The organism is Funiculus sociatus GB2-C1, from assembly GCF_039962115.1.
Taxonomy (GTDB): domain Bacteria; phylum Cyanobacteriota; class Cyanobacteriia; order Cyanobacteriales; family FACHB-T130; genus Funiculus; species Funiculus sociatus.
In genome coordinates this window covers 1-22,222 of the sequence record NZ_JAMPKJ010000048.1, presented here as the reverse complement: position 1 = coordinate 22,222, position 22,222 = coordinate 1, and the positions used below count along the sequence as shown (strand labels likewise).

At 46.4% G+C, this 22,222-nt stretch carries 11 protein-coding genes; 8 read left to right on the top strand and 3 right to left on the bottom strand.

From position 1 onward, the window contains the following. Positions 1-6: 6 nt before the first annotated feature. Positions 7-273, bottom strand: a complete 267-nt coding sequence (locus NDI42_RS19960) for a DUF7219 family protein (RefSeq protein ID WP_190458839.1) — start codon at positions 271-273, stop codon at positions 7-9. 391 nt (positions 274-664) lie between these two features. On the opposite strand from NDI42_RS19960, the gene purC reads away from it, so the two are divergent. From purC to NDI42_RS19920, 8 genes are all read left to right on the top strand, one after another. Beyond that, positions 665-1,399: a phosphoribosylaminoimidazolesuccinocarboxamide synthase gene (gene purC, locus NDI42_RS19955; RefSeq protein ID WP_190458837.1), complete on the top strand. Its 735-nt coding sequence runs from the start codon at positions 665-667 to the stop codon at positions 1,397-1,399. Positions 1,400-1,473: 74 nt separating this feature from the next. After that, positions 1,474-3,873 carry a BamA/TamA family outer membrane protein gene (locus NDI42_RS19950; protein ID WP_190458835.1) on the top strand — a complete coding sequence of 800 codons (2,400 nt, stop codon included), beginning with the start codon at positions 1,474-1,476 and terminating at the stop codon, positions 3,871-3,873. A gap of 88 nt (positions 3,874-3,961) precedes the next feature. Next, on the top strand, positions 3,962-4,810 hold the full coding sequence (gene lpxC, locus NDI42_RS19945) for a UDP-3-O-acyl-N-acetylglucosamine deacetylase (RefSeq protein ID WP_190458833.1): 849 nt from the start codon (positions 3,962-3,964) through the stop codon (positions 4,808-4,810). A 115-nt stretch (positions 4,811-4,925) separates the two neighbouring features. Beyond that, on the top strand, positions 4,926-5,468 hold the full coding sequence (fabZ, locus tag NDI42_RS19940; RefSeq protein WP_190421929.1) for a 3-hydroxyacyl-ACP dehydratase FabZ: 543 nt from the start codon (positions 4,926-4,928) through the stop codon (positions 5,466-5,468). An 82-nt stretch (positions 5,469-5,550) separates the two neighbouring features. After that, positions 5,551-6,345, top strand: a complete 795-nt coding sequence (gene lpxA, locus NDI42_RS19935) for an acyl-ACP--UDP-N-acetylglucosamine O-acyltransferase (protein WP_190421931.1) — start codon at positions 5,551-5,553, stop codon at positions 6,343-6,345. Between the two features lie 64 nt (positions 6,346-6,409). After that, positions 6,410-7,561 (top strand): lipid-A-disaccharide synthase, encoded by a 1,152-nt coding sequence (gene lpxB / locus NDI42_RS19930; RefSeq protein WP_190458831.1) that lies wholly within the window; start codon positions 6,410-6,412, stop codon positions 7,559-7,561. Between the two features lie 62 nt (positions 7,562-7,623). Further along, the gene (locus NDI42_RS19925; protein ID WP_190458870.1) at positions 7,624-8,028 is read left to right on the top strand and encodes a glycosyltransferase family protein; all 405 of its coding nucleotides are present in this window, start codon (positions 7,624-7,626) and stop codon (positions 8,026-8,028) included. Positions 8,029-8,290: 262 nt separating this feature from the next. Further along, positions 8,291-10,720: a PAS domain S-box protein gene (locus tag NDI42_RS19920; protein ID WP_190458829.1), complete on the top strand. Its 2,430-nt coding sequence runs from the start codon at positions 8,291-8,293 to the stop codon at positions 10,718-10,720. A 205-nt stretch (positions 10,721-10,925) separates the two neighbouring features. Here NDI42_RS19920 and NDI42_RS19915 read toward each other — a convergent pair whose 3' ends face one another. Both NDI42_RS19915 and NDI42_RS19910 read right to left on the bottom strand, forming a co-directional pair. Beyond that, complete coding sequence (locus NDI42_RS19915; RefSeq protein ID WP_190458827.1) at positions 10,926-20,453, bottom strand: CHAT domain-containing protein; 9,528 nt, start codon at positions 20,451-20,453, stop codon at positions 10,926-10,928. Positions 20,454-20,711: 258 nt separating this feature from the next. Further along, positions 20,712-22,142: an ATP-binding protein gene (locus NDI42_RS19910; protein ID WP_242017805.1), complete on the bottom strand. Its 1,431-nt coding sequence runs from the start codon at positions 22,140-22,142 to the stop codon at positions 20,712-20,714. Positions 22,143-22,222 lie beyond the last annotated feature (80 nt).

Below are 22,222 nucleotides of genomic sequence, written 5' to 3'. Positions count from 1 at the left end.
AAAAACCTAAGAATCCGCTGGGTTTTCGTCGCTGTTCTGGAAGGGGTCTTCACCAATTCCCAGTTGCTTTTTTGTTTGTTTCAACTGTTTCCAGAGATTCTTAATCTGTTCGTAGGCATCTGTAGGTGAGATTTTGCCCGAAGTTTCTAAGTTGCAGATGTAGTTCACCTTTTGAGAAAATTCTTGTAGGTTAGCGTTGAAAACCAAATTCTCCGGCTTCACCTGACCGTAGTAACGACTTCTTGGATACAAAAAATCAGAGCGGTCTGCCATAGCTAACTCCTAAGCATAAACTATCTAACTTTCTACCTCACAAACTAACCTACGGTTCACTTTTTCTTCGCCACGACTTAAAAAGCAAGTTTAGATCAGGCAGACATTCCCCCCATCACCTTGACCAGCGATCGCTCCCCCCTACTCGGATACACGGTTGATTTTGGTTACTTTGGGTTCAAGTTTTGCCGCCCCGCCTAGCTTTTATAGGCGATCTTTAGATAAAACAGTATCATCGACTTAATAAAATTTTAACCCAAATTTAACCAAGAGTTAATCTAAAACGTGCCAGTTAATCCCATCTGCCCATCTGTTTACACTATGCGGCTCCTAAGGGATTAAAATCTTGTGTGCTGCCAAGGCGATCCATCAACACAAACAACTACTCTCCATGTCTGCCCAACACATAAGCCTCTACGAAGGCAAAGCCAAAATTCTCTATGCCACAGACGATCCGAATATTCTGCTAGCTCACTTCAAAGACGATGCTACTGCCTTTAATGCCAAAAAGCGGGGTCAGATCGTTGGCAAAGGAGAGATTAACTGTACTATCTCTAGTCATTTGTTCCAGCTTTTGGAAGCATCAGGCATACCCACCCACTACATTGATACTCCGGCACCCAACCAAATGCGCGTTCAGGCGCTGAAAATTGTGCCGTTAGAAGTCGTAGTCAGGAACATTGCTGCGGGAAGTCTATGTCAACAGACAGGATTACCAGTAGGTAAAGTTTTACCTTATCCGCTGGTGGAATTTTATTTTAAAAATGACGATTTGGGAGATCCTTTGTTGACACGCGATCGCCTCTTATTATTGTCTTTAGCAACACCAGAACAGCTCGACCAATTACAGTCCACTGCCTTGCGAATCAACGAAATCCTCACAGACTTTTTCCACAAGTCTCGGATTACCCTAGTGGACTTCAAACTAGAGTTTGGCATTGACCAACAGCAGCAGCTGCGACTGGGAGATGAAATCAGCCCCGACACCTGCCGTCTTTGGGACGAGTCTGAAGAAGATCCTGATCGGCGGGTGCTGGATAAAGATCGGTTCCGCCGCGACTTAGGGCAGGTGGAAGATGCCTACCAGCAAGTTCTCAAGAGAGTTCAAGAGACAAGTAGAAAATAGCGATTAGCTAGTGACGAAGGACTAAAGACAAATTGTTTACATGGTGTGTGGAAGTGTCAAAAAAAGGTAATCAAATGCGCTTATCTCCTTTCTTATTGGCGGTTTTTTCTGCCTCATCTGCCTTTGGTTTATCATTCCCTGCTAGGGCAGAAACTGTAAACTCTACGGCGGAAGCTCCCGAAGCAGCTGCTTTGTGGGCTGATTATGTCAAAACTCAGACAGCAGTTAATAGTGATGCTGCTGTTGGCACCACAACACTTGGCGCTGTTTCTCAACCTGTTGGCAATGTCATAGCGACCGTAAGCCCTCCAGATCAGACAGCAGTTAATAGTGATGCTGCTGTTTCTCAACCTGTTGGCAATGTAATAGTCCCCGTAAGCCCCCCAGAGACGATGGGAGCTGTTGAGTCGCCCCAGAAATTGCCCGTACTCAGCCAAACTCCTATAACCCCAAACCCAGCCCCCACGCCTGCAACAGAGCCAGTGACTCCAGAACGAGGCACCGAATCGTTACCACAACAAGAGACACCGAATCGAATTGAATTCGATCTCACCCCAGGAGCGCCCTCACAGCCAAGTATTGATGTGCCTACGCCCCCACCAACTGTGGAACCTGCTCCCACCCCTGAAAATATTCAACCTTCTCCTGCGCCAGCGCCAGCCCCCGACCCTGATGTGCCAGAAGCGCGAGTGCTGGTTGGCGAAGTCGTAGTTAGCGGCGTTGAAGGAGAACTGGAAAACGAAGTCTATGAGGCAATTAGCACCCGCCCTGGACGGACTGCCAGCCGCAGCCAGTTACAGGAAGATGTGAATGCCATCTACGCCACAGGCTTTTTCAGGAACGTCACAGTAGAGCCAGAGGATACACCTTTGGGCGTGCGCGTCACCTTTTTGGTGGAGCCTAACCCGGTGCTGCGAAGCGTGGTAGTTACTCCTGTGCCTGCCGAACAACCCAGTCGTGCCGTACCCCAAAAAGTTATAGATGACATCTTTGGGCCTCAGTATGGCACCACCCTTAACCTCCGCCGCTTTCAAGAAGCTGTTAAGAGATTAAACCAGTGGTACAAAGAAAACGGCTATGACCTAGCACAGGTGGTTGCCGCACCCCAGATTGGCGAAGATGGCACGGTACGTCTAGATGTAGCAGAAGGGCTAATTGAAGATATACAAGTCCGCTATATCAACAAGGAAGGTGAGACAACTAACGAGGAAGGGGGCCCTATCCGGGGTCGTACCCGCGAATTTATTATTACGCGAGAGCTGGAGTTAGAAGCTGGGGAGGTTTTTAACCGGAGGACTGCGGAACAGGATCTGCGACGAGTCTTTCGCTTAGGCATCTTTGAAGATGTGCGGCTTTCGTTTGCTCCCGGTAAAGATCCGCGCCGAGTCGTTGTCAATGTGGACGTAATTGAAAAGAATACCGGATCTATCGCAGCAGGTGCAGGTATTAGTTCCGCTAGCGGGTTATTTGGCACGATCAGCTATCAAGAACAAAATCTGGGCGGCAATAACCAGAAACTGGGGGCAGAGTTGCAGGTAGGTCAACGGGAGGTGTTGTTTGATGTCAACTTCACAGATCCTTGGATTGCTGGCGATCCCTACCGCACTTCCTACACTGTTAATGGGTTCAGACGGCGGTCGATTTCGCTGATTTTTGATGGCGGTGAAAACGATATTGAATTGCCAAATGGCGATCGCCCGCGCATTCTAAGACTCGGCGGCGGTGTCACCTTTACTCGTCCTCTAAACAGAAATCCTCTTGCCACTTCTGAATGGGTAGGCAGTTTGGGCTTGCAGTATCAACGGGTTTCGGTCCGCGATTCCGATGGCGACCTTAGCCCAGAGGATGAACTAGGCAACGACCTGAGCTTTAGTGGAGAAGGCAAAGACGACATATTTAGCGTTCAGCTGGGATTAATACGCGATCGCCGCAATAACCCTCTGCAACCCACCGCTGGGTCGCTGCTGCGGTTAGGCGTTGAGCAGACTATCCCTGTAGGACTCGGCAACATCTTCCTAAATCGTCTGCGGGGTAGCTACAGCTACTACATTCCAGTTAAATACACTAACTTTGCCCAAGGCGCACAAGCTCTCGCTTTTAACGTTCAAGCGGGGACAGCAATCGGCGATTTACCTCCCTATGAAGCTTTTTCCCTCGGCGGTAGTAACTCTGTGCGGGGTTTTGAAGAAGGGGATGTTGGCAGCGGTCGCAGTTTTATCCAAGCAACGGCAGAATATCGATTCCCCATTTTCTCGATTGTCGGCGGCGCTCTGTTTGTCGATATAGGTACTGACTTGGGTACGGGTGGTAGCGTCCCTGGAGACCCCGCTGGAGTGCGGGATAAGCCGGGAAGCGGTATTGGTGCCGGTCTTGGTGTCCGGGTGCAATCTCCCCTCGGGCCGATTAGAATCGACTACGGTTTTAATAATGAAGGTGGCAGTCGTCTCCACTTTGGGATTGGGGAGAGATTTTAATGTTGGCTAATGGCTAATGGCTAATGGCTAATGGCTCTTAAACAATTAGCCATTAGTCATCCTTCAATTAACAACGGACAATCGAGAAATGACAACGGACAAGCAACAAACTCTAGGGGCATCTTTTGAACTGTCTGGTATCGGTCTACACAGCGGTGTCGTGACTCATGTCCGGGTGCTACCAGCAGAGGCGGGAGAGGGGCGCTACTTTGTACGGGTGGATCTCCCAGATTCCCCGCAAATTCCCGCACGGGTGAAGGCGGTAGTCTCTACCACTCTGTCAACAGAACTGGGTGAGGGTTCAGCCCGTGTCCGGACAGTGGAACACCTGCTGTGTGCTTTAGCGGGTAGCGGTGTTGATAATGCTCGAATTGAGATTGATGGCCCGGAAGTACCGCTGTTGGATGGATCGGCGCTGGAGTGGGTGAAAGCGATTAGCCAAGTGGGAGTTGTTCCATTTGGATCAAGTCCAGATTCCTCCTTTATCCTTCAAGAACCTGTTTGGGTGTATGATGGCGATGCCTTTGTTGCGGCACTGCCAGCACCCTTGACCCGATTTTCCTACGGGATTGATTTTGATTTAGCAGCGATTGGTAATCAGTGGCACAGCTGGTGTCCAGCGCAGGAAAGTTTTGCTCAAGCGATCGCGCCCGCCCGCACTTTTGGACTCGCTCACCAAATTGAGCAACTGCAAACCGCAGGTTTAATAAAAGGCGGAAGTCTAGACAATGCGCTGGTTTGCGGTTCTCAAGGTTGGATTAATCCTCCTTTGAGATTTTCAAATGAGCCAGCACGTCATAAACTTTTAGACTTAGTAGGGGATTTAAGTTTACTGGGAGATTTTCCTGTAGCGCATATCCTGGCTTACAAAGCTAGCCATAACCTACACATCCAACTCGCCCAGCAGCTAGCCCAAAAAATGAATGTTAAGGGCTGAAGATGCAATTTAACTCACAACGCAGCTGGGTTGGTGAAACATACCTATGGGATGATAGGTAATTGCGCTTACACTCACTCCTCTACTGCCCTTAGCCCCGATTAAAAATTTGCTCATGTCCACACTGATTGATGCCAATACCGCTGATACATCTGCTACGGCGGCGACCGAGAATAAAGAAGATGCTGAGAAAGTAGAAAATAGCGATCGCGTCTCGGCTCATCAAACCGTCTTCACACTCGAAGAAATTCACAAACTGCTGCCTCATCGGTATCCCTTTGCCTTAGTGGATCGGATTATCGACTACGTACCTGGAAAAAAGGCTGTAGGCATAAAAAACGTCAGCTTCAACGAACCCCATTTTCAAGGACATTTTCCAGGCCGCCCTATTATGCCGGGAGTGCTAATTGTGGAAGCAATGGCGCAAGTAGGCGGTATAGTATTAACCCAACTACCAGATATTGAAAGCGGCTTATTTATGTTCGCAGGAATTGATAAAGTCCGCTTCCGTCGTCCTGTAGTACCGGGCGACCAGCTAGTGATGACAGCGGAACTGCTGTGTGTCAAGCGTCGTCGTTTTGGAAAGATGCAAGCTCGTGCCGAAGTTAACGGTCAATTAGTTACCGAAGGCGAGCTAATGTTTTCCCTTGTGGACTAAAACAAAAGCAAAAGTAAAAAGGTAAAAGGCAAAAGAAAGAACCTTTTCCTTTTTTCTTTTTACTTTTTTCTTTTTACTTTTTATGAAAACACTAATTCATCCCACTGCTGTAATTCACCCTGATGCCCAACTACACCCTAGTGTCCAAGTTGGTGCTTATGCGGTAATTGGGGAGCAAGTAAAGGTAGGCTCTGACACCGTAATTGGCGCTCATGTGGTGTTAGATGGGCTAACAGAAATTGGCTCCCAAAATAAAATTTTTCCTGGGGCGGCAATTGGCTTAGAACCCCAAGACCTCAAGTATCAAGGTGCAGCCAGTTGGGTAAAAATTGGCGACAGAAACACTATTCGGGAGTATGTCACAATTAATCGGGCAACTGGCGCAGGTGAAGCCACAGTAATTGGCAATGGCAATTTGTTAATGGCTTATGTCCACGTGGCTCATAATTGCGTAATTGAAGATAGCGTCATAATTTCCAATGCTTTAGCAATGGCTGGACACGTCCATATTGAGTCGCGGGCGGTGATTGGTGGTGCTGTAGGTATTCATCAATTTGTTCGCGTCGGACGAATGGCAATGCTTGGTGGGATGAGTCGCATTGACCGGGATGTACCACCTTATATGTTGGTAGAAGGAAGCCCGTCACGAGTGCGAAGTCTCAATTTGGTTGGCATTAAACGCGCAGGTTTAAGCATGACTGAGTTGGGATACTTAAAGAAAGCTTTCCGGATTCTCTACCGTTCAGGATTACCCCTAACTGAAGCTTTAGAACAGCTGGATTTACTCCCAGATAACGAACATTTACAGCACCTGCGTAGCTTTTTGCAACTTTCTCAATCTGAAGGACGGCGAGGGCCAATTCCTGGAAAAGGTTAATGGCTAATGGCTAATAGCTAATGGTAATAAATTAGCAATCATTCAATTAGCAATTACTAAATTAATGCGTATATTTATTAGCACTGGCGAAGTTTCTGGGGATTTGCAGGGGGCGCTGCTGATTGAAGGACTTTATCGGCAAGCTGCTGCTGCTGGTATAAAGTTAGACATTGTTGCCTTGGGAGGCGATCGCATGGCGGCTACTGGTGCCACCATGCTGGCAAATACCAGCGGCATTGGTTCAATGGGGCTTTTGGAATCTCTGCCTTTTGTCTTGCCTACTTTACAAGTCCAGCGTCGCGCGAAACAATATCTGCAAGCTAGTCCGCCGGATTTGGTAGTGTTAATTGACTACATGGGGTCAAATTTGAGCTTTGGTAGCTATATCAAACGTCGGTTGCCATCGGTGCCAGTGGTGTATTATATTTCGCCGCAGGTCTGGGTTTGGTCGCCTTTTCCCCAGGATACGAAGCGAATTATCGAAATAAGCGATCGCTTACTGGCAATTTTTCCGGGGGAAGCTACTTATTTCCAAAAAAGAGGTGCATCTGTAGCTTTAGTAGGGCATCCTCTGGTAGATAGAATGGCTACCGCACCTAGTAGAGAAGAGGCGCGACAAGCTTTGGGAATTGGGTCAGAACAGACAGCGATCGCGTTAATTCCTGCCTCGCGTCCTCAAGAATTAAAATACTTGATGCCAGTAATTTTTGAGGCTGCTAAAGCTATTCAGGACAAGTTACCGCAAGTTCATTTCTGGATTCCTTTGTCGCTGGAAGCTTATCGGCAAAAAATAGAAGCGGCGATTCAGAAATATGATTTAAACGCCACTCTAGTATCAGAAAAGACGCAGCAAGTGCTGGCTGCTGCTGACTTGGCAATTACTAAATCTGGGACTGTAAATTTAGAACTTGCGCTATTAAATGTTCCGCAGGTAGTTATTTATCGCCTCAGCGCATTAACTTACTTGATTGCCCGCCTGTTTAAATTTTCTATTCCCTTTATGTCGCCGCCCAATTTGGTGCTGATGCGGTCAATTGTACCGGAGTTACTGCAAGAACAAGCTACGTCAGAAAATATTGTGGATGTTGCTTTAGAAATACTTTTCAATTCCGAACGCCGAGAGCAAATTTTGGCAGACTATCAAGAGATGCGTCTTTCTTTAGGGGAAGTTGGAGTATGCGATCGCGCCGCTAAAGAAATTCTCCAGTTACTTTAATTTCTCTTTTTGAGTGAAAAACTCGGAACAAGTTCTGGAGGCACAATCTCTGACCTTGGCCTATTCAAACTAGATATACTTATAATATTGAGCGCATCGACCATCAGCCGCATGCTCAACACCTTTGGTTTTATAATTCGCAGCGGTTCACGCTGAATGTTACTAGAGCTGATATGATTCGGGCTGGTTATTCTCCCAGTGTGCGGCTATTTGAGGCGGCGGCGTGTGGAACTCCGATTATTAGCGATCGCTTCTTCGGACTCGACACAATCTTTGACTTTGGCACAGAAATTCTGATTGCAGATCGAAGTGATGATATTTTGCGATATCTCCAAGAAATACCGGAAAATGAAAGAATTGCTATAGGCGATCGCGCTCGTACCCGTGTTTTATCACAACATACTGCCGCGCACCGCGCTGTCCAGCTGGAAGGATACATTTTGCAGCTGGCAACATTCTTAACTTAATGAAAGCTTCATATATATATTATAATTTTTTAAGGAAATTTATACTTTTTTTGAAAAATTTCCGGATTCTTAGAAAGTGCCTCAAATGGTGGCTATTCCTGAAATTTGGTTTACAATAGATTGAGGAATCAGGGAATTTTTATTAGCAAAAATATAAACTCGACGATAGGAGATTTGTTGATCTACCTATAGATATATTTAATTTTTTTTTAATTATGATTTATCTTGGAAAAATGCTGTAAACGTTCGGTTATAAAATCTGATGGCAAGCCAGCAAGCAAGGTTTGGGGCGTTTCAAGACTTCACAGGACATCAAGGAGACAAAGAGACACTGAGACTTTATGACCGAGCGATGGCAGCAACCAGTTGCGGGATTACGATCAGCGATGCGATCCAACCGCATAATCCGATAATCTATTGCAATCCTGCTTTTGAGCGAATAACAGGCTATTCAGCCGCCGAAGTGCTGGGACGCAACTGCCGATTTTTGCAAGGGCCAGATACTGATCCAGCCGCTGTTGAGCAAATTCGCCAAGCTTTGCGGACAGGGGAAGGATGCGTGGTAGTTCTGAAGAATTATCGGAAGGATGGAACGCCTTTCTGGAATGAACTGACCATTTCTCCGGTGTGCGACGATGAAGGGCGCATAACTCAATTTATTGGGGTTCAGACGGATATTACAGAGCGGAAGCAGGCTCAAGAGCGAGAGCGAGAAAACGAGGCGAGACTACGACTGACTCTGAATGCGGCAAAAATGGGCGTTTGGGAATGGGATCTGCGGACTGAGGAGGTAAGCGGCTCTCCAGAAGTGGAATCTCTTTTTGGGATTGCTTCCGGTTCCCGTGCTAAAACCTATGAGGATTATCTCAAGTGCGTTCATCCTGATGATTGCTACCGCGTAGCGTTGGAAATGGCTCGCGTCGTCAAGGAGGGAGGAAACTTAAATTCGGAATATCGCATCATCACCCCTGAAAACACGGTGCGCTGGGTTGTGAGTATGGGTTCCGTGTGGCGCGATGAGAGGGGTGAGGGGGTGCGACTGATGGGAACGGTGATGGATATCACCGAGCGCAAACTTGCCGAGGAAGCGTCGCGACAGCAATTTTTGCGAGAAAGATTGGTAGGAGCGATCGCTAAACGCATCCGCGCTTCTCTGAATCTAGAAGAAGTCCTCAACACTACTGTCGAGGAAGTGCGAACTTTGCTAGAGACAGACAGAGTGCTAATTTACCGTCTGGAGCCTGATGGGGACGGGGTTGTAGCGGTGGAATCTGTCGGTGAGGATTGGATGCCAATTTTGGGAACCAACATCAAAGATCCCTGCTTTGCAAAAAACTGCGTTTCACCATACCAACAAGGCCGAGTTCGCGCAATTGACGATATTTACACAGCTGGTATTCAGCAATGTCACGTTGATTTACTGGCGAAGTTTCAGGTGAAAGCAAATTTGGTGGTTCCGATTTTGCAAGGGGAACACTTGTGGGGATTGCTGATTGCTCATCATTGCAGCGAATCTCGGAAATGGCAAGAATCGGAAGTGATGTTGCTAAAACAGTTGAGCGTGCAACTAGCGATCGCTATTGGACAATCAACCCTATTTCAACAGTTGTCAACCGAACTGGTCGAACGCAAAGCTGCTGAAGCTGCATTGCGCCAATCAGAAGCCCAGCTAAAAGAACAAGCAACCCAGCTAAAACAAACTTTGCATGAGCTGAAACAAACTCAAGCTCAACTAATTCAGAGCGAAAAAATGTCCAGTTTAGGGCAATTAGTCGCTGGTGTCGCCCATGAAATTAATAATCCAGTTTCATTCATTTATGGAAATTTGGCACCTGCCAGCCAATACGCCAAAGATTTATTGAATCTATTGAAACTCTATCAAAAATACCTGCCAAAACCACCAGAAGAAATTCAAGAAGAAGCTGATGCTATTGAATTGGACTTCCTAATTGAAGATTTACCAAAACTATTAGCTTCTATGAAAATGGGAGCAGACCGCATCCGCGATTTGGTACTGAGTTTAAGAAACTTCTCCCGCCACGATCAAGCCCAGAAAAAACCAGTTGATATTCACGAAGGCATAGACAATACCATATTGATTTTGCAGCATCGTTTAAAAGAAGAATGCTCCCGTCCCCCCATTCAAATTATTAAAGAATACGGCGACTTGCCAGAGGTGGATTGCTACGCAGGGCAACTCAACCAGGTATTTATGAATCTAATCAGTAATGCGATTGATGCCCTGGAAGAATATAATTCTAAGCGATCGCCTGAAGAAATAAATCGCGATCGCAGCAAGATTACCATCAGCACATCCTTGAAGAATGAACAAGGAAGTATAAAAAATGACTTTGATTTCATTAATCCTTCGCTTGTAAATCTGGCTCCTTCCTCTGTTATCATCCGGATTTCCGACAATGGCCCCGGCATTCCAGAAGCAATTCAGCAACGAATCTTTGACCCCTTCTTTACCACTAAACCCGTAGGACAAGGCACCGGTTTAGGCTTGTCTATTAGCTATCAGGTTGTAGTTGAACGCCACGGCGGACAACTAAAGTGTGTATCAACACCCGGCAAAGGAACAGAATTTATTGTAGAAATTCCGCTACAAAAAGTTGAACAGGAATCGGTACTAGGGGCATACTGCTGCCTAACATCCGTATCAGCAACACCCCAGCGGGTAGCGTCTTAAACAAAGCAAAAGGCTCTTAAGCAAAGCAAATCGCTCACAGACTGAAATGGGGCTACACAAACCACGTCCGCCTGCGCGGACTTAATTCAGCCTGCGGAGGCAGGCTTTGTTTGTGTAGCCGCGATTTTCAATCGCCAGGTATTTTTTTTTTGCAAAACTGGGATGCACCCAACCTACGACTAACCCTTAAAGCCATTTTCCTTTTCTACCAAGGATTACCAATCATCGTAAAAGCAGACCAGAAATAGGGATGTTGTAACTGCTTACCTTCCAGCTTTGTTAATTCCGAACCAAGAGGGATCTTACCAGCAGCAGTATGCAGATGTCCCCCTTCCAAGCGCACTTCTCCCTTCAGCATTGCTACCTGCGCCCGCCGCAACGCCTCCGCCTTAATTGGGGCTGTTTTCAACTCTTGATAGAAATCTGTCATCAATCCCAAAGTTCCCGCATCTGACACATACCACAGACTACCCAGCGCTGACTTGACTCCCGCTTGCACCGCTAACCCAGCAAATCCTAACTCTGCCTTGTCTTCATCTCCTACCGCCATCCGACAAGCACTCAGAACCAACAATTCCACCGCTGGTTTTTTCCAGTCTAAATTGGGTAGTTGATCCAAACTCAGCTTGCTGTTTCCCAGCTGAATGTAGGAATTGCTTGGTGCGCCTGCTTTAAATTCGCCATGAGTAGCAAGGTGGACGATCTGGAACTGTTGTTCGCGACGCTGTGCTTTGATATTCTCTAAGGTGAAGTCCTTGTTGAGGAAAGACTTACCCGACCACAGTTTCCTAGTGATGATGTCCAACTCCAAGGGTACAGCAGGTAAGGGAGCTTGGTCGGTGAATTTTGATGCTCCCATTGCTAAGACTTTGGCGTTGCGAATGTCCACATAACCCGTATCAGTTAAGCTGAAACTAGGCATCAAACCGACACTGTATTTTTCAACGAGAAACTTTTGTCCATCGTGGAGGGCGGCGACGGGAAGACTTCGCAAGCCATTATCCATGATAAATGCCAGATTCTGGATGTTTTGCTTTTCTAAATCGGATTGTATAGGTGCAATCAACCACTGATGAAGTTTTTGGGAAAAAGGTAAATAACTCTTACTATTACGTTCGGCATTGTCCCTGATAGTTACTTCGTTGCGTAATTTTTTAACCTGTGCGAGTACCTTAGCCCGCGTTGCTTCGGGAATTCGCTTGACAATGGAACCCTTAGAGGTAACTACTACCAGTTCTAATTGGTCATTATCTTTCTCTGATTGAATGTTAGAGCTTTCTGATACCCGCGCCGGAACAAACGTCGCATAGATGAAACTTGATTTGACACCAATTTTAGTTTCAATTCTGCCTAAAATTTCTCTATCTTCCCCTGGGCTTCTAATTGCAGTGGTACCAGTTTTACCTAAATATTGGTCAAATTCAGACGTGAGGCTTCTCTCAATTTCACCAACGTTTTTATCAATTTCAACAGTAGCATTATTGGTAGATGTACCAATTGTAGCGACTCCGGATAAAGGTAGTAGGTTTTGTCCGGGGCGGCGGGGAATAATTTGAATATTGCCTTGGCGGTAAGCAGAGGTAAACTCTTTTGATGGCAAAATCGTGTTAATCAATCCAATGCCGCTGCTAATAGCACCCGCAGTACCATTTTCTGTAGCATCACCTACAACAAAGGCAGTGTAAGCTGTGCCGCCCCCGTGGAAAATATTAATCGAACCATCTAGAATTCCTCCGGCGGTGGAAATGCTGGTAGGAAATGGGTTTCTAGCATCTGTGAAAGTGCCTGTAGCGCGGAAGAAATGGTCGGTGGTAATGGTGACAATTCCTCCTACTCCGGCGCTTCCACCTTGGGCGTTAATGGAAACAACTTGAATGTCATTTATCGGAGTTCTGTCAAGTTTTTTGAGGGGATTAGATATGGTGACATTACCGCCATTGCCCAAGCTAGAACTAGAGTCTATAATCCCAGTATTTATAACGCCCAGTGTATCAACTTCAATCACAGCGCCGCCTGCTGCTCCTGCTGATGTTAAGTCTCCGGTAAGTATGTTGCCGATATCGCTGTTTAGCGCGATCGCTCCCCCAGTACCAGCACTAGAAGATGTGTCTATATTTGCAGTTACAATGCCCTTAGGAGCCGATGCGGTGACAGAACCGCTGCCTTTCCCAGAGGATGTTGATGTTACATTGGCGCTGGTAATGGTTCCCTGTTGGCTTGTCAGAGTAACTGCGCCGCCTGCGCCATTTTTGGAAGACGAGTCAATGTTGCCAGTGGTGAGGTTACGCGACGAGGTTGCAGTGACTGCGCCGCCGCCGGTTCTTCCAGAAGATGTTAAATTTCCCGTTGCAATGGCACCATCTTGACTTTTTGCCGAAATCGTGCCACCAGATGAGTCTATGTTTCCTGTGGCGATGTTGTCTTGTGCTGCAAGGGTGATCTCTGCGTCTTTCGAGGTGATATTGCCGCTTTGTACAGATCCTTGTTGGCTGGTGAGAGAAACTGCGCCACCGGTGCCTTTGGAAGCTGCGTCTAGATCCAAAGTCTCGATGTTGTCCCGCGCTATAACCGTAATTGGGCCAGCATCAGTTTTAGAGCGTGATGTAATATTACCAGTTTGTACGCTTCCGGAGTTGCTCGAAAGCGCGATCGCGCCACCCTTAATAGCAGAAGATGAGTCTAGAGATCCGGTATTAATAGGCCCCCTGTCGCTATTAAAGGTGATTTCCCCACCTTTTGAGGTGACATTACTGGTGCGGACTTGTATATCCCCGTTTAAATTAACTTTGCCGCCATTGGTGCTGATATTGCCTAGCTGGATATTATTAGCAACGATATTCACACCAGCAGGCGCGGTAGTTGCGATATCCCCCACTAAATTAGTAGTGCCACTACCACTTAGTTGCGCGAAGCTGGCGGCAGCAATTGTTGAATTAGCGGTTACATCTGTGGCATTTTCAATTAATATTGCACCCAACTCTCTACCCGTTCCAGCACCCACAGTGTTAGCAAATAAAATGTTCCCGGTACCGGCAACCATCCGCAAGTCGTTATATTCGCCTGTCTCGCTATCTAAGGTGCCGTTGAATGCGATATTACCTTTACCGAAAGCACCCGTGTTGAGGAAAGTATCGTCAGTCAGAGTAACATTCCCGTTAAACGTGATATCGCCATTTAAGGTGGTAACAGTACCTGACAATTTGGTTTGCAAAGCGTTGACAGTTACAGCTTGGAAAACATCGGTATCTTTGCCTGAAAGGGTGGCATTATCACCGCCAATAATTAAGACATCAGAATTAATAGTCAAACCTTCCAAGGCATATGGTTTACCGACATCACCTTTAAAGATAGCTTGACCATTTACCCCAGGAGTAAGCGTCAATAATTGCTCACCAGCAGTAATGCCGCTGACCGACGATTCAAAGATAGTATTACCGCCATTGCTTGCCAGTTCCACATCGTTATGAAGCCAGATAATTTTGCCCAATTGACCGAGGATAATGTCTTGTCCCTCTGTGCTAATATCTGCCCGTAAATTCGTTGTAGCAGCGTTAAGGGTGATGGAAGCATTTCCTTGTCCTGTAATCTTTCCGTTGACATCAATAGTGCCATTGGGAGATTGAATTTTTACTGGTTCGTTGAAATTAGCAGTTTTAACAGTGACATTGCCACTGCCATTATCTGAACCGATGATAATGGGATTAAACCCATTCATAGCATTAATATCTGTTTGGGAGATATCTAGCGCCGGGGTGCCTTCAGATCCAGCGATCGCGATCGCTAACCCATTTGTTGCAGGTTGCAGCCTTATACTATTGCTACCCGTAACAGAATTATCTCCCCCTCTGAAGTTAATTTCATCACCTGTTAAGGTTAGCGCGTTGCCATCTGCTGCCCAGCTAGAGTTAAAAGTAATCGTACCTCTTCCAGACGTAAGTGCTACATTTTCTGTCTGTTGCACTGGCCCTTTAAAGGTAATATTGGCGTTGTTGGTAGCAATGTCTGCCGCAGTAATAGCTGTGCCAGAACCTTTTTGTAAAAATGCTCCCGCCAGGTTCATGTCGGCATTAGAATTAATTGTTAACTGACCCCTATTTTTGATAGTAAATCCACCATCGCCAGCGGTGTTGATAGCGCCTTGAAAGGTGAAATTATTACCAGTCAGGTTGATGCCATCTGCGGTATTAGTATTTAGAGTGCCGTTGAAAGTAGTAGTCCCCCTGCCGGAATTTTGGCGGATGCTAGAGGATGCGATCGCTTGCGTTTCTATATTATTAGCACTTGTAAAAGTCAGTTCTCCAACTTGCGCCGCACCGCCTAGCTTAATATTACCCGTGCCTGCTGCCAATTCTAAATTTTTTCCGCCATTGAGATTGCTATTAAAGCTGATATTTCCCGCACCAGCACCCGTATCGAGTTTAATATTTTCGGTGAGAGTAACGCCACTATTAAAGCTTATATTGTCGTTAGCTGTGGTAATGTCAGCAGCAGTAGAAACGGCACCTGTACCAGTTTGACTGAATGCTCCATCCAAGGTAAAGTCGGCGGCAGACCCAAGGGTTAATTGTCCACTGTTATTAATAGCAACACCGCCGTTTCCAGTAGTATTAATTGTATTTAGATTAAAAATATTTCCGGTTAGACTGATGCCATCTGCCGTATTTGTATCGAGTGCGCCCTTGAAGGTAGTAGTACCCGTACCTGCATTTTGCCTGATGCTGGCGGCGGTTATAGAGTCATTTGCAGTGACGTTGCGGGCGCTGGTAACAGTTAGTTTACCTAAGCGAGTGTTGCCTACTTTTCCATCAAAGATAATATCTGCATTCCCTGCTGCCAAGTTCAGATTAAAAGCACCATCTAGAGTGCCGTTAAAGTTTATATTACCGTTGTTAGTTGTAATAGTAACGCCTGTCTCTAGAGTTGTTGGGCCATTCAAATTGACGTTATTATCAGTTGCATTCGAGGTGGTAATGTCTCCTTTGAGATTAATGCCATTCCCACTAATATTTACACTTTTAATTTCATTTCCATTGCCAATAGCACCGACACTGACGCTACCCGTACCAGCATCCAAGGTGAGATTTTCGTCGCTGTCACCGCGCACAGATGTAAGAGCGATCGCGCCGCCGCCGCTGTTAATAATTAAGTCAGAGCCGTTGGCAAGTTGGATCGTGCCTAATTCAAAGCTAATGGCATCGCTACTAGAAGTAAAGGTGGTTGCTGCGCCACTGCTTAGATTAAAAGCTGTTCCAGTGTAGGTTTGTTTATTGGCATTATAGGTAGTGCCAGTGAAGGTGAGGTTATTGCTGGCATTCAGAATCGTGTCGCCGCTGACACCCGCTGCTGTACCGCCAATATTACCAACAGATATATTGTTGCCGCTGAAGTTTAAGCTTTCTAAAGCAGTAGTGCCACCAATTATATCGCTGACGGTGACATCACCATTTCCCGATAGTAGAGATAGAGGCTTATTACCGTCAATCTTGCCGTTAATAATAATGTTGCCGTTGCTAGTATTGGTATCGATTTTTAACCTTGGTGCAATACCCCCCAGTGTAACATTGCCGTTAATAGTAATTGAGGCGTTATCTAACCCTGTAATTAACCCGTTTAAAGCAATTGTTCCTGTGCCTGTTGCTTGTTGGATTATTGCAGAGTCGTTGAATGATACGTTATCGGCTATAGTAATATTTCCAGTGCCGTTATCGCGTCCAATGGTAATAGAGTCAAAACCATTGATCTTGCCAAAGTCCGCTGTATCCAGATGTAGACCTTGTAGACCTGTGGCGACAGCAGAAGCAATATCGATCGCTTTATCTGGTGTTTTAGTCTGAAGCTGAAGTTTGCTACCATTGGTGCCAGATACTGCACCTGTGAAATCAATTTTGCTATCTGAAGTTAAGGTTAGATTGTTGTCATTTGCCGTCAAAGTTGAATTGAAAGCGATCGCGCCATTTCCCGCATCCAACTCTACATTAGAACCGATGGTATTAACAGCATCATTATAAATTTGACCATTCACTTGCGTTGTAGTTACATTGCCTTTTACATTGGTGTTGCCACCGATATCGGTCAACAAACTAGCTGCTTTGACGGTACTGTTAAACTCAGTCGTCCCGGTGCTGTTAGCTACTAAGTTTCCCAGTGACGTACTGTTGCCAACTGCATTTTTGATGGTAATATCACCGCTGCCTGCTGTTAATACTAAGCCTTGAACGTCAGCAGTAGTGCCATTAATATTTCCCTCAATACTAATATTGCCGCCGCCCGTCAATCCCGTATTAAGCGTTAAGCTGTTGCCCAGTTTCACCCCATCGTTACCAGTAGCAGTGATATTAATATTTTGATCTGTTGTGGTGATACCTGCGTTCAGGTTGATTGCTGTGTTGATTGCTGCACCGTTGAGAGTAATCGAGGCATTGTCTGTACCTGTAACCAAACCATTAAGATTAATGTTGCCTCCAGAGAGAATTGTCACCGGATCGGCGAATGCGATCGCATTTACCGTAATGTCGCCTCTGGTAGCATTACCAATAGTGATAGAGTCAAAACCATTGATCTGGCCAAAGTCTGCTGTATCCAGATGTAGACCTTGTGAACCTGTGGCGACAGCAGAAGCAATATCGATCGCTTTATCTGGTGTTTTAGTCTGAAGCTGAAGTTTGCTGCCATTGGTGCCGGATACTGCACCTGTGAAATCAATTTTGCTATCTGAAGTTAAGGTTAGGTTGGTGTTATTTGCTGTCAAGGTTGAATTGAAAGCGATCGCGCCATTTCCCGTATCCAACTCCAAATTAGAACCGATGATATCGACAGCATCATTATAAATTTGACCATTCACTCCCGTTGTGGTTACATTGTCTTTGAGATTGGTGCTGCCACCGATATTGGTCAACAAACTAGCTGCTTTGACGGTACTGTTAAACTGAGTCGTCCCAGTGCTGTTAGCTACCAAGTTTCCCAGTGACGTACTGTTGCCAACTGCATTGTTAATGGTAATATCGCCGCTACCTGCATTCAAAGTCAGGTTATGCAGGCCAAGGTTATTGCTGTTAATATTTCCCGCAATACTAATATTGCCGCCGCCCGTCAATCCCGTGTCAAGCGTTACGCTGTTGCCCAGTTTCACCCCATCGTTACCAGTAGCGGTGATATTGATATCTCGATCTATTGTGGTAATACCTGCGTTCAGGTTGATTGCTGCACCCCTGAGAGTAATCGAGGCATTGTCTGTGCCTGCAACCAAACCATTAAGATTGATGTTGCCTCCAGAGAGAATTGTCACCGGATCGGTGAATGCGATGTTATTGGGGATGGTAATCGTTCCGTTACTATTATTTCGTCCGATGGTAAGCAAGGAAAAGCCATCTTGCAATAAATTTAATTCAGCTGCTGTCAGATCCAAAGAACTCGTATTGTTGTTATCTGAACCGATAGCGATCTCTTTGTTTCTTGAGCCGTTCTCAAGAACAAGATTTTTGCTTCCAGATACTGTATCTGTGAAATCAATCTCGTCTGCTCTCAGAGTAAGATTCCTGTCACCTACCGCCACGGTAGAGCCAAAGTTAAGCTTACCAGTTCCCGCCCTGATCTTCACATCGCCAGCCCCAGGCATCGTGACTGCACTCTTAAAGCTGATGTTGTTGTCGCTGGTGGTAATGTTGCCGCCAAGGGAAACTGCACCTGAACCGTTTTGATTAAACTCCCCTTCCAAGTTCATGTCAGCAGCAATACTGAAGCTGCCGCTATTGACAATAGTAAAAGTTCCGTTATTGGTGGTTATAATCTGGTTTTTGAAGTCAAAACCTTGACCTGTTAAATCAATATTACCGGCAATATTAAGTCCCCCATCAAAAGTAGTAGTTCCTGTACCTGCCTTTTGAGTAATGCTGGCAGCAGAAATAGCTTTTGTGTTTACGTCGCTAGCGCTGTTAATAGTAATGTTCCCCAAAGGCGTAGTATTACCCACCGCCTGAATAAAATTAATACTACCTGTGCCTGCCGTTAGTTCTAGATTTTTATCGCCATTTATTGTGCTGTTAAAGGTAATGCCACCATTCCCAGCGTTTAGCGTCGCGTTTCCTTTCAGGTTAATTGCACCTGTGAAGCTAATACTTTGGTTAGCAGTTATGATATTTCCTGCGGTATTAACAACTCCGCCGCTAATTTGACTAAAAGCACCACCCAGATCCAAATTAGCACCAGAGCTAATATTCAGCTCTATACTATTGATAGTCAGACCGCCCTTGAGCTTCATGGGTGCATTCAAATTGACGGTAGGCGCGCCTAAAGTCAGCTTGTTAGCATTAGGGTTGCCGCTGGAATCAATAGTATCTTGAACAGTGAGGGAATTAGTACCGGAATAGATGACATCAGCGGCGTTGAGTGCCGTTACTACTGTCAAAGGAGTAATATCGCCGCCATTATTGGCAATAACCCAATTGTCCGGATCTAATAATAATTGTCCAGTTAATCCATTATTTGCCCGCAAATCCACAAAACCGTCATATTTGAGACTTAGCTTTCCCGATGTTTCGACAAAACCGCCGTTACCAGAATTAACGCCACCACGCGCCGTAATATTGCCGTGAAACTCAGTTGTGTCGTCCGACCAAACAATTACACGTCCGCCATTACCATTAGTTACGGCATCTGCGTTAATTGTGGTTTTGCTGTCAACAAAAGTGTGGTTGGCATTCGGGACTTTTCCTTTCCCCTGATAGTCGCCGCCAATTAACACTGTACCGCCGCCGAGGTTGCCTGATGCGTTAATATTGGCACCGACTAAACCAACTTTTTCACCCAAAACTTGTACCGTGCCGCCAGTTCCCGATACATCGACAGCACCAGCTACAATGGCGGTACCCGGTGCTGCTGCTATGCCAGAACCGCTAATAACTACCTTTCCCTCACTGTTTACTGTGACTGCTGTGGCGTTCCCTACATTTGCGCCTGTCAACAGAGTTGGTAAATCTGCAACTGGCCCCATCCAATTCGCAGGTGTCCCGCCTGCGCTAGGGAGTGCAATTTCTAAACTCAGTAATTTTCCCGCTTCCGATATCCGTACCACCTTCTCACCAGGTACGGCTACGACAGTGATATTACCGCCTGGTGCGGACAACTTCCCGGTACTGATAACTGTGCCACCGAGTAAGGTAAGATTTTGCCCTTGTCCTACTGCAAGGTCTCCGGCGTTGATTATCGCCCCAGGCTGACTCATTGTGAAGGCAAAGCTGCTGGGCGTACCGACTAAAGCAGCGTAGTCATTGGCACCAGTGGCGTTAAACCAATTGTCACCAAAGCCAATGCCATTAGCAGTGGTGGCGGTGAAGGAGGCAGGCACGTTCAGCGTAGCGTTAGCGCCAAAAACAATGCCTGCGGGATTCATTAAGAATAGGTGGGAATTCCCGCCCGTCACCTGGATCAGACCATTAATTACCGAGGCATCGCCTCCACGTACTCTCGCCAGGATGTTCTGAATGTCTGGGTTGGAGAGAAAGTTGGCTATTTCGCCAGAATTGACACCAAACTTAGTAAAGCTGTGGAAGAGATTTGCGCGATCGCCTGAAAGGGTGCCGCCAGTGATGTCAATTCGTTTGCCATCCTGGTTAACTACAGTATTCGTGTCATTCGGTGCCGCAATAATTGTCTGGGCATTGGCGCGTACACCTACAACCGCCCAAAGCAACGTCCAAGCTAACAGGACACCGATTCTGCTGGTAAATACTGACATCAATCTCTTCCTTACGGCTGATGAAAAATACGTGCTTAGTCTAATTCTTTAATAGAATTCTTACCCACTCCGTAATATCACAGTTGAGATAAAGAAATCATCAATTAGGTCTGAAGTAGTTTAAAGACTTAACAAAGATGGCAATATTTCTATACAAAAAGTTCACAACTCGAAAGCGAACGGGTGATTTATATAAGCTTTTTCTTAAAAAAGTCTTATTGCTATAAAATAAATTAATTAGTATTTATAATCAATTATTTATAAACCAACTGGTAAGGTTAGGGTGAATGCAGTCTGTCCAGATAATGTCGGGTCAAGCGTCAGGTCGCCAGCGTGCGATCGCGCGATTTCCCGCGCTAGGCTCAGTCCTAATCCAATTCCTTCTACTTTGCGCGTCCGGGCTGGATCGCCGCGATGGAAGCGGTCAAAAATGCGATCGCGATCGCCAGTTGGAATCTCTTTCGAGCAATTACTGATAGTAATCAATACAGTTGCACCCTGACGACGAGCATCAATCCGAATCCAGCCGTCAGGCAAATTGTATTTAATGGCGTTGCTAATCAAGTTTTGCAAGACCTGAACGAGTAAATCGCGATCGCCTTGTACGCGCAAACTATCGGCAATTTCTGTTTTAACCTCTAGATGGGGTGCAAGCAGTTCGATATCTTCCAACATCTCAATTAACAAGCCAGACAAATCCACCCCAACTCGGTACAAAGCCATTTGTCCGGCATCGGCTAGGGAAAGCAGCAGAAGTTTACGCACAATCCCGGTGAGTCGGCGGACTTCATCGAGTAAATTGCTCAAACCCTGTTGCACCTCTGAGCCTGGTTCCGCTTGTTGCAGGGTGCGTTCCAGTTCTCCTTGCAAAATCGCTAGGGGAGTCTTGAGTTCGTGTGCAGCATCGGCGCTAAAGCGAGAGGCTTGCTTAAAACTGTGTTCCAGACGTGACAACATCTGGTTAAACACTTGAATTAATTCGACAAATTCAACATCTGTCGCACCTATGGGGACTCGTTGTTCCAAACCGCTAGCGGTGACATTGCCAATGACTTTAGTTAACCGTCGGATGGAATGCAAACTGCTGCCAGCAATACCCCATGCACCACCCGCTACGAGCAGAAGCACCCCTGGAATTGAAATTAGGAAGATGTTGCGGATCACGACCATTTCTTGTGCGATCGCTTTTAAACTTACTGCGATCGCAACTTGAGTAAAGGGTGTTGTGACTGCACCAACCCGCCAAGTTCCCGTTGCTGTGCGCTGGGTGACAAATCGAGGCGGGGGCGGTGGTCGATCGCGCGGGGGTTGCGATCGCTCTGAAAATGGGGCTGTTTGTCGCTCGGAATGAGGCGGTGGAAAGGGCTGTAGTTGGGGGCGCGATGTCCAAAGGTTCTTGGTATCTAGATCCGCAGCCCATTCCTCGGAGCGATACAGGACGTTGCCATCTGCATCGATGACCAACATAGCGATCGCTGTATTGGTTCCAAACGCACTAGGGAGAAAGCCTTCATAAGACTGCCAGCGATCGCGCGATCGCGGACGACCTGCCCGCATCAATTGGCTTTCCACTTCTGCATCGAGACGCAGGGTAAGCGCATCTAAAAGCGTAGCCAAACATACAGACGGTTTGGCTGAGTAATGGGTTAAGAGGTAGTGAACATTCGCCTTGAGTGGCAGGGGTGACAAGAACGATTAAATTAGAAGATGCTCTAGCTTATCCCCTAGCCCCCAGCAGAGATCATGGCAAAAGGATTTGTGCCCGCGGT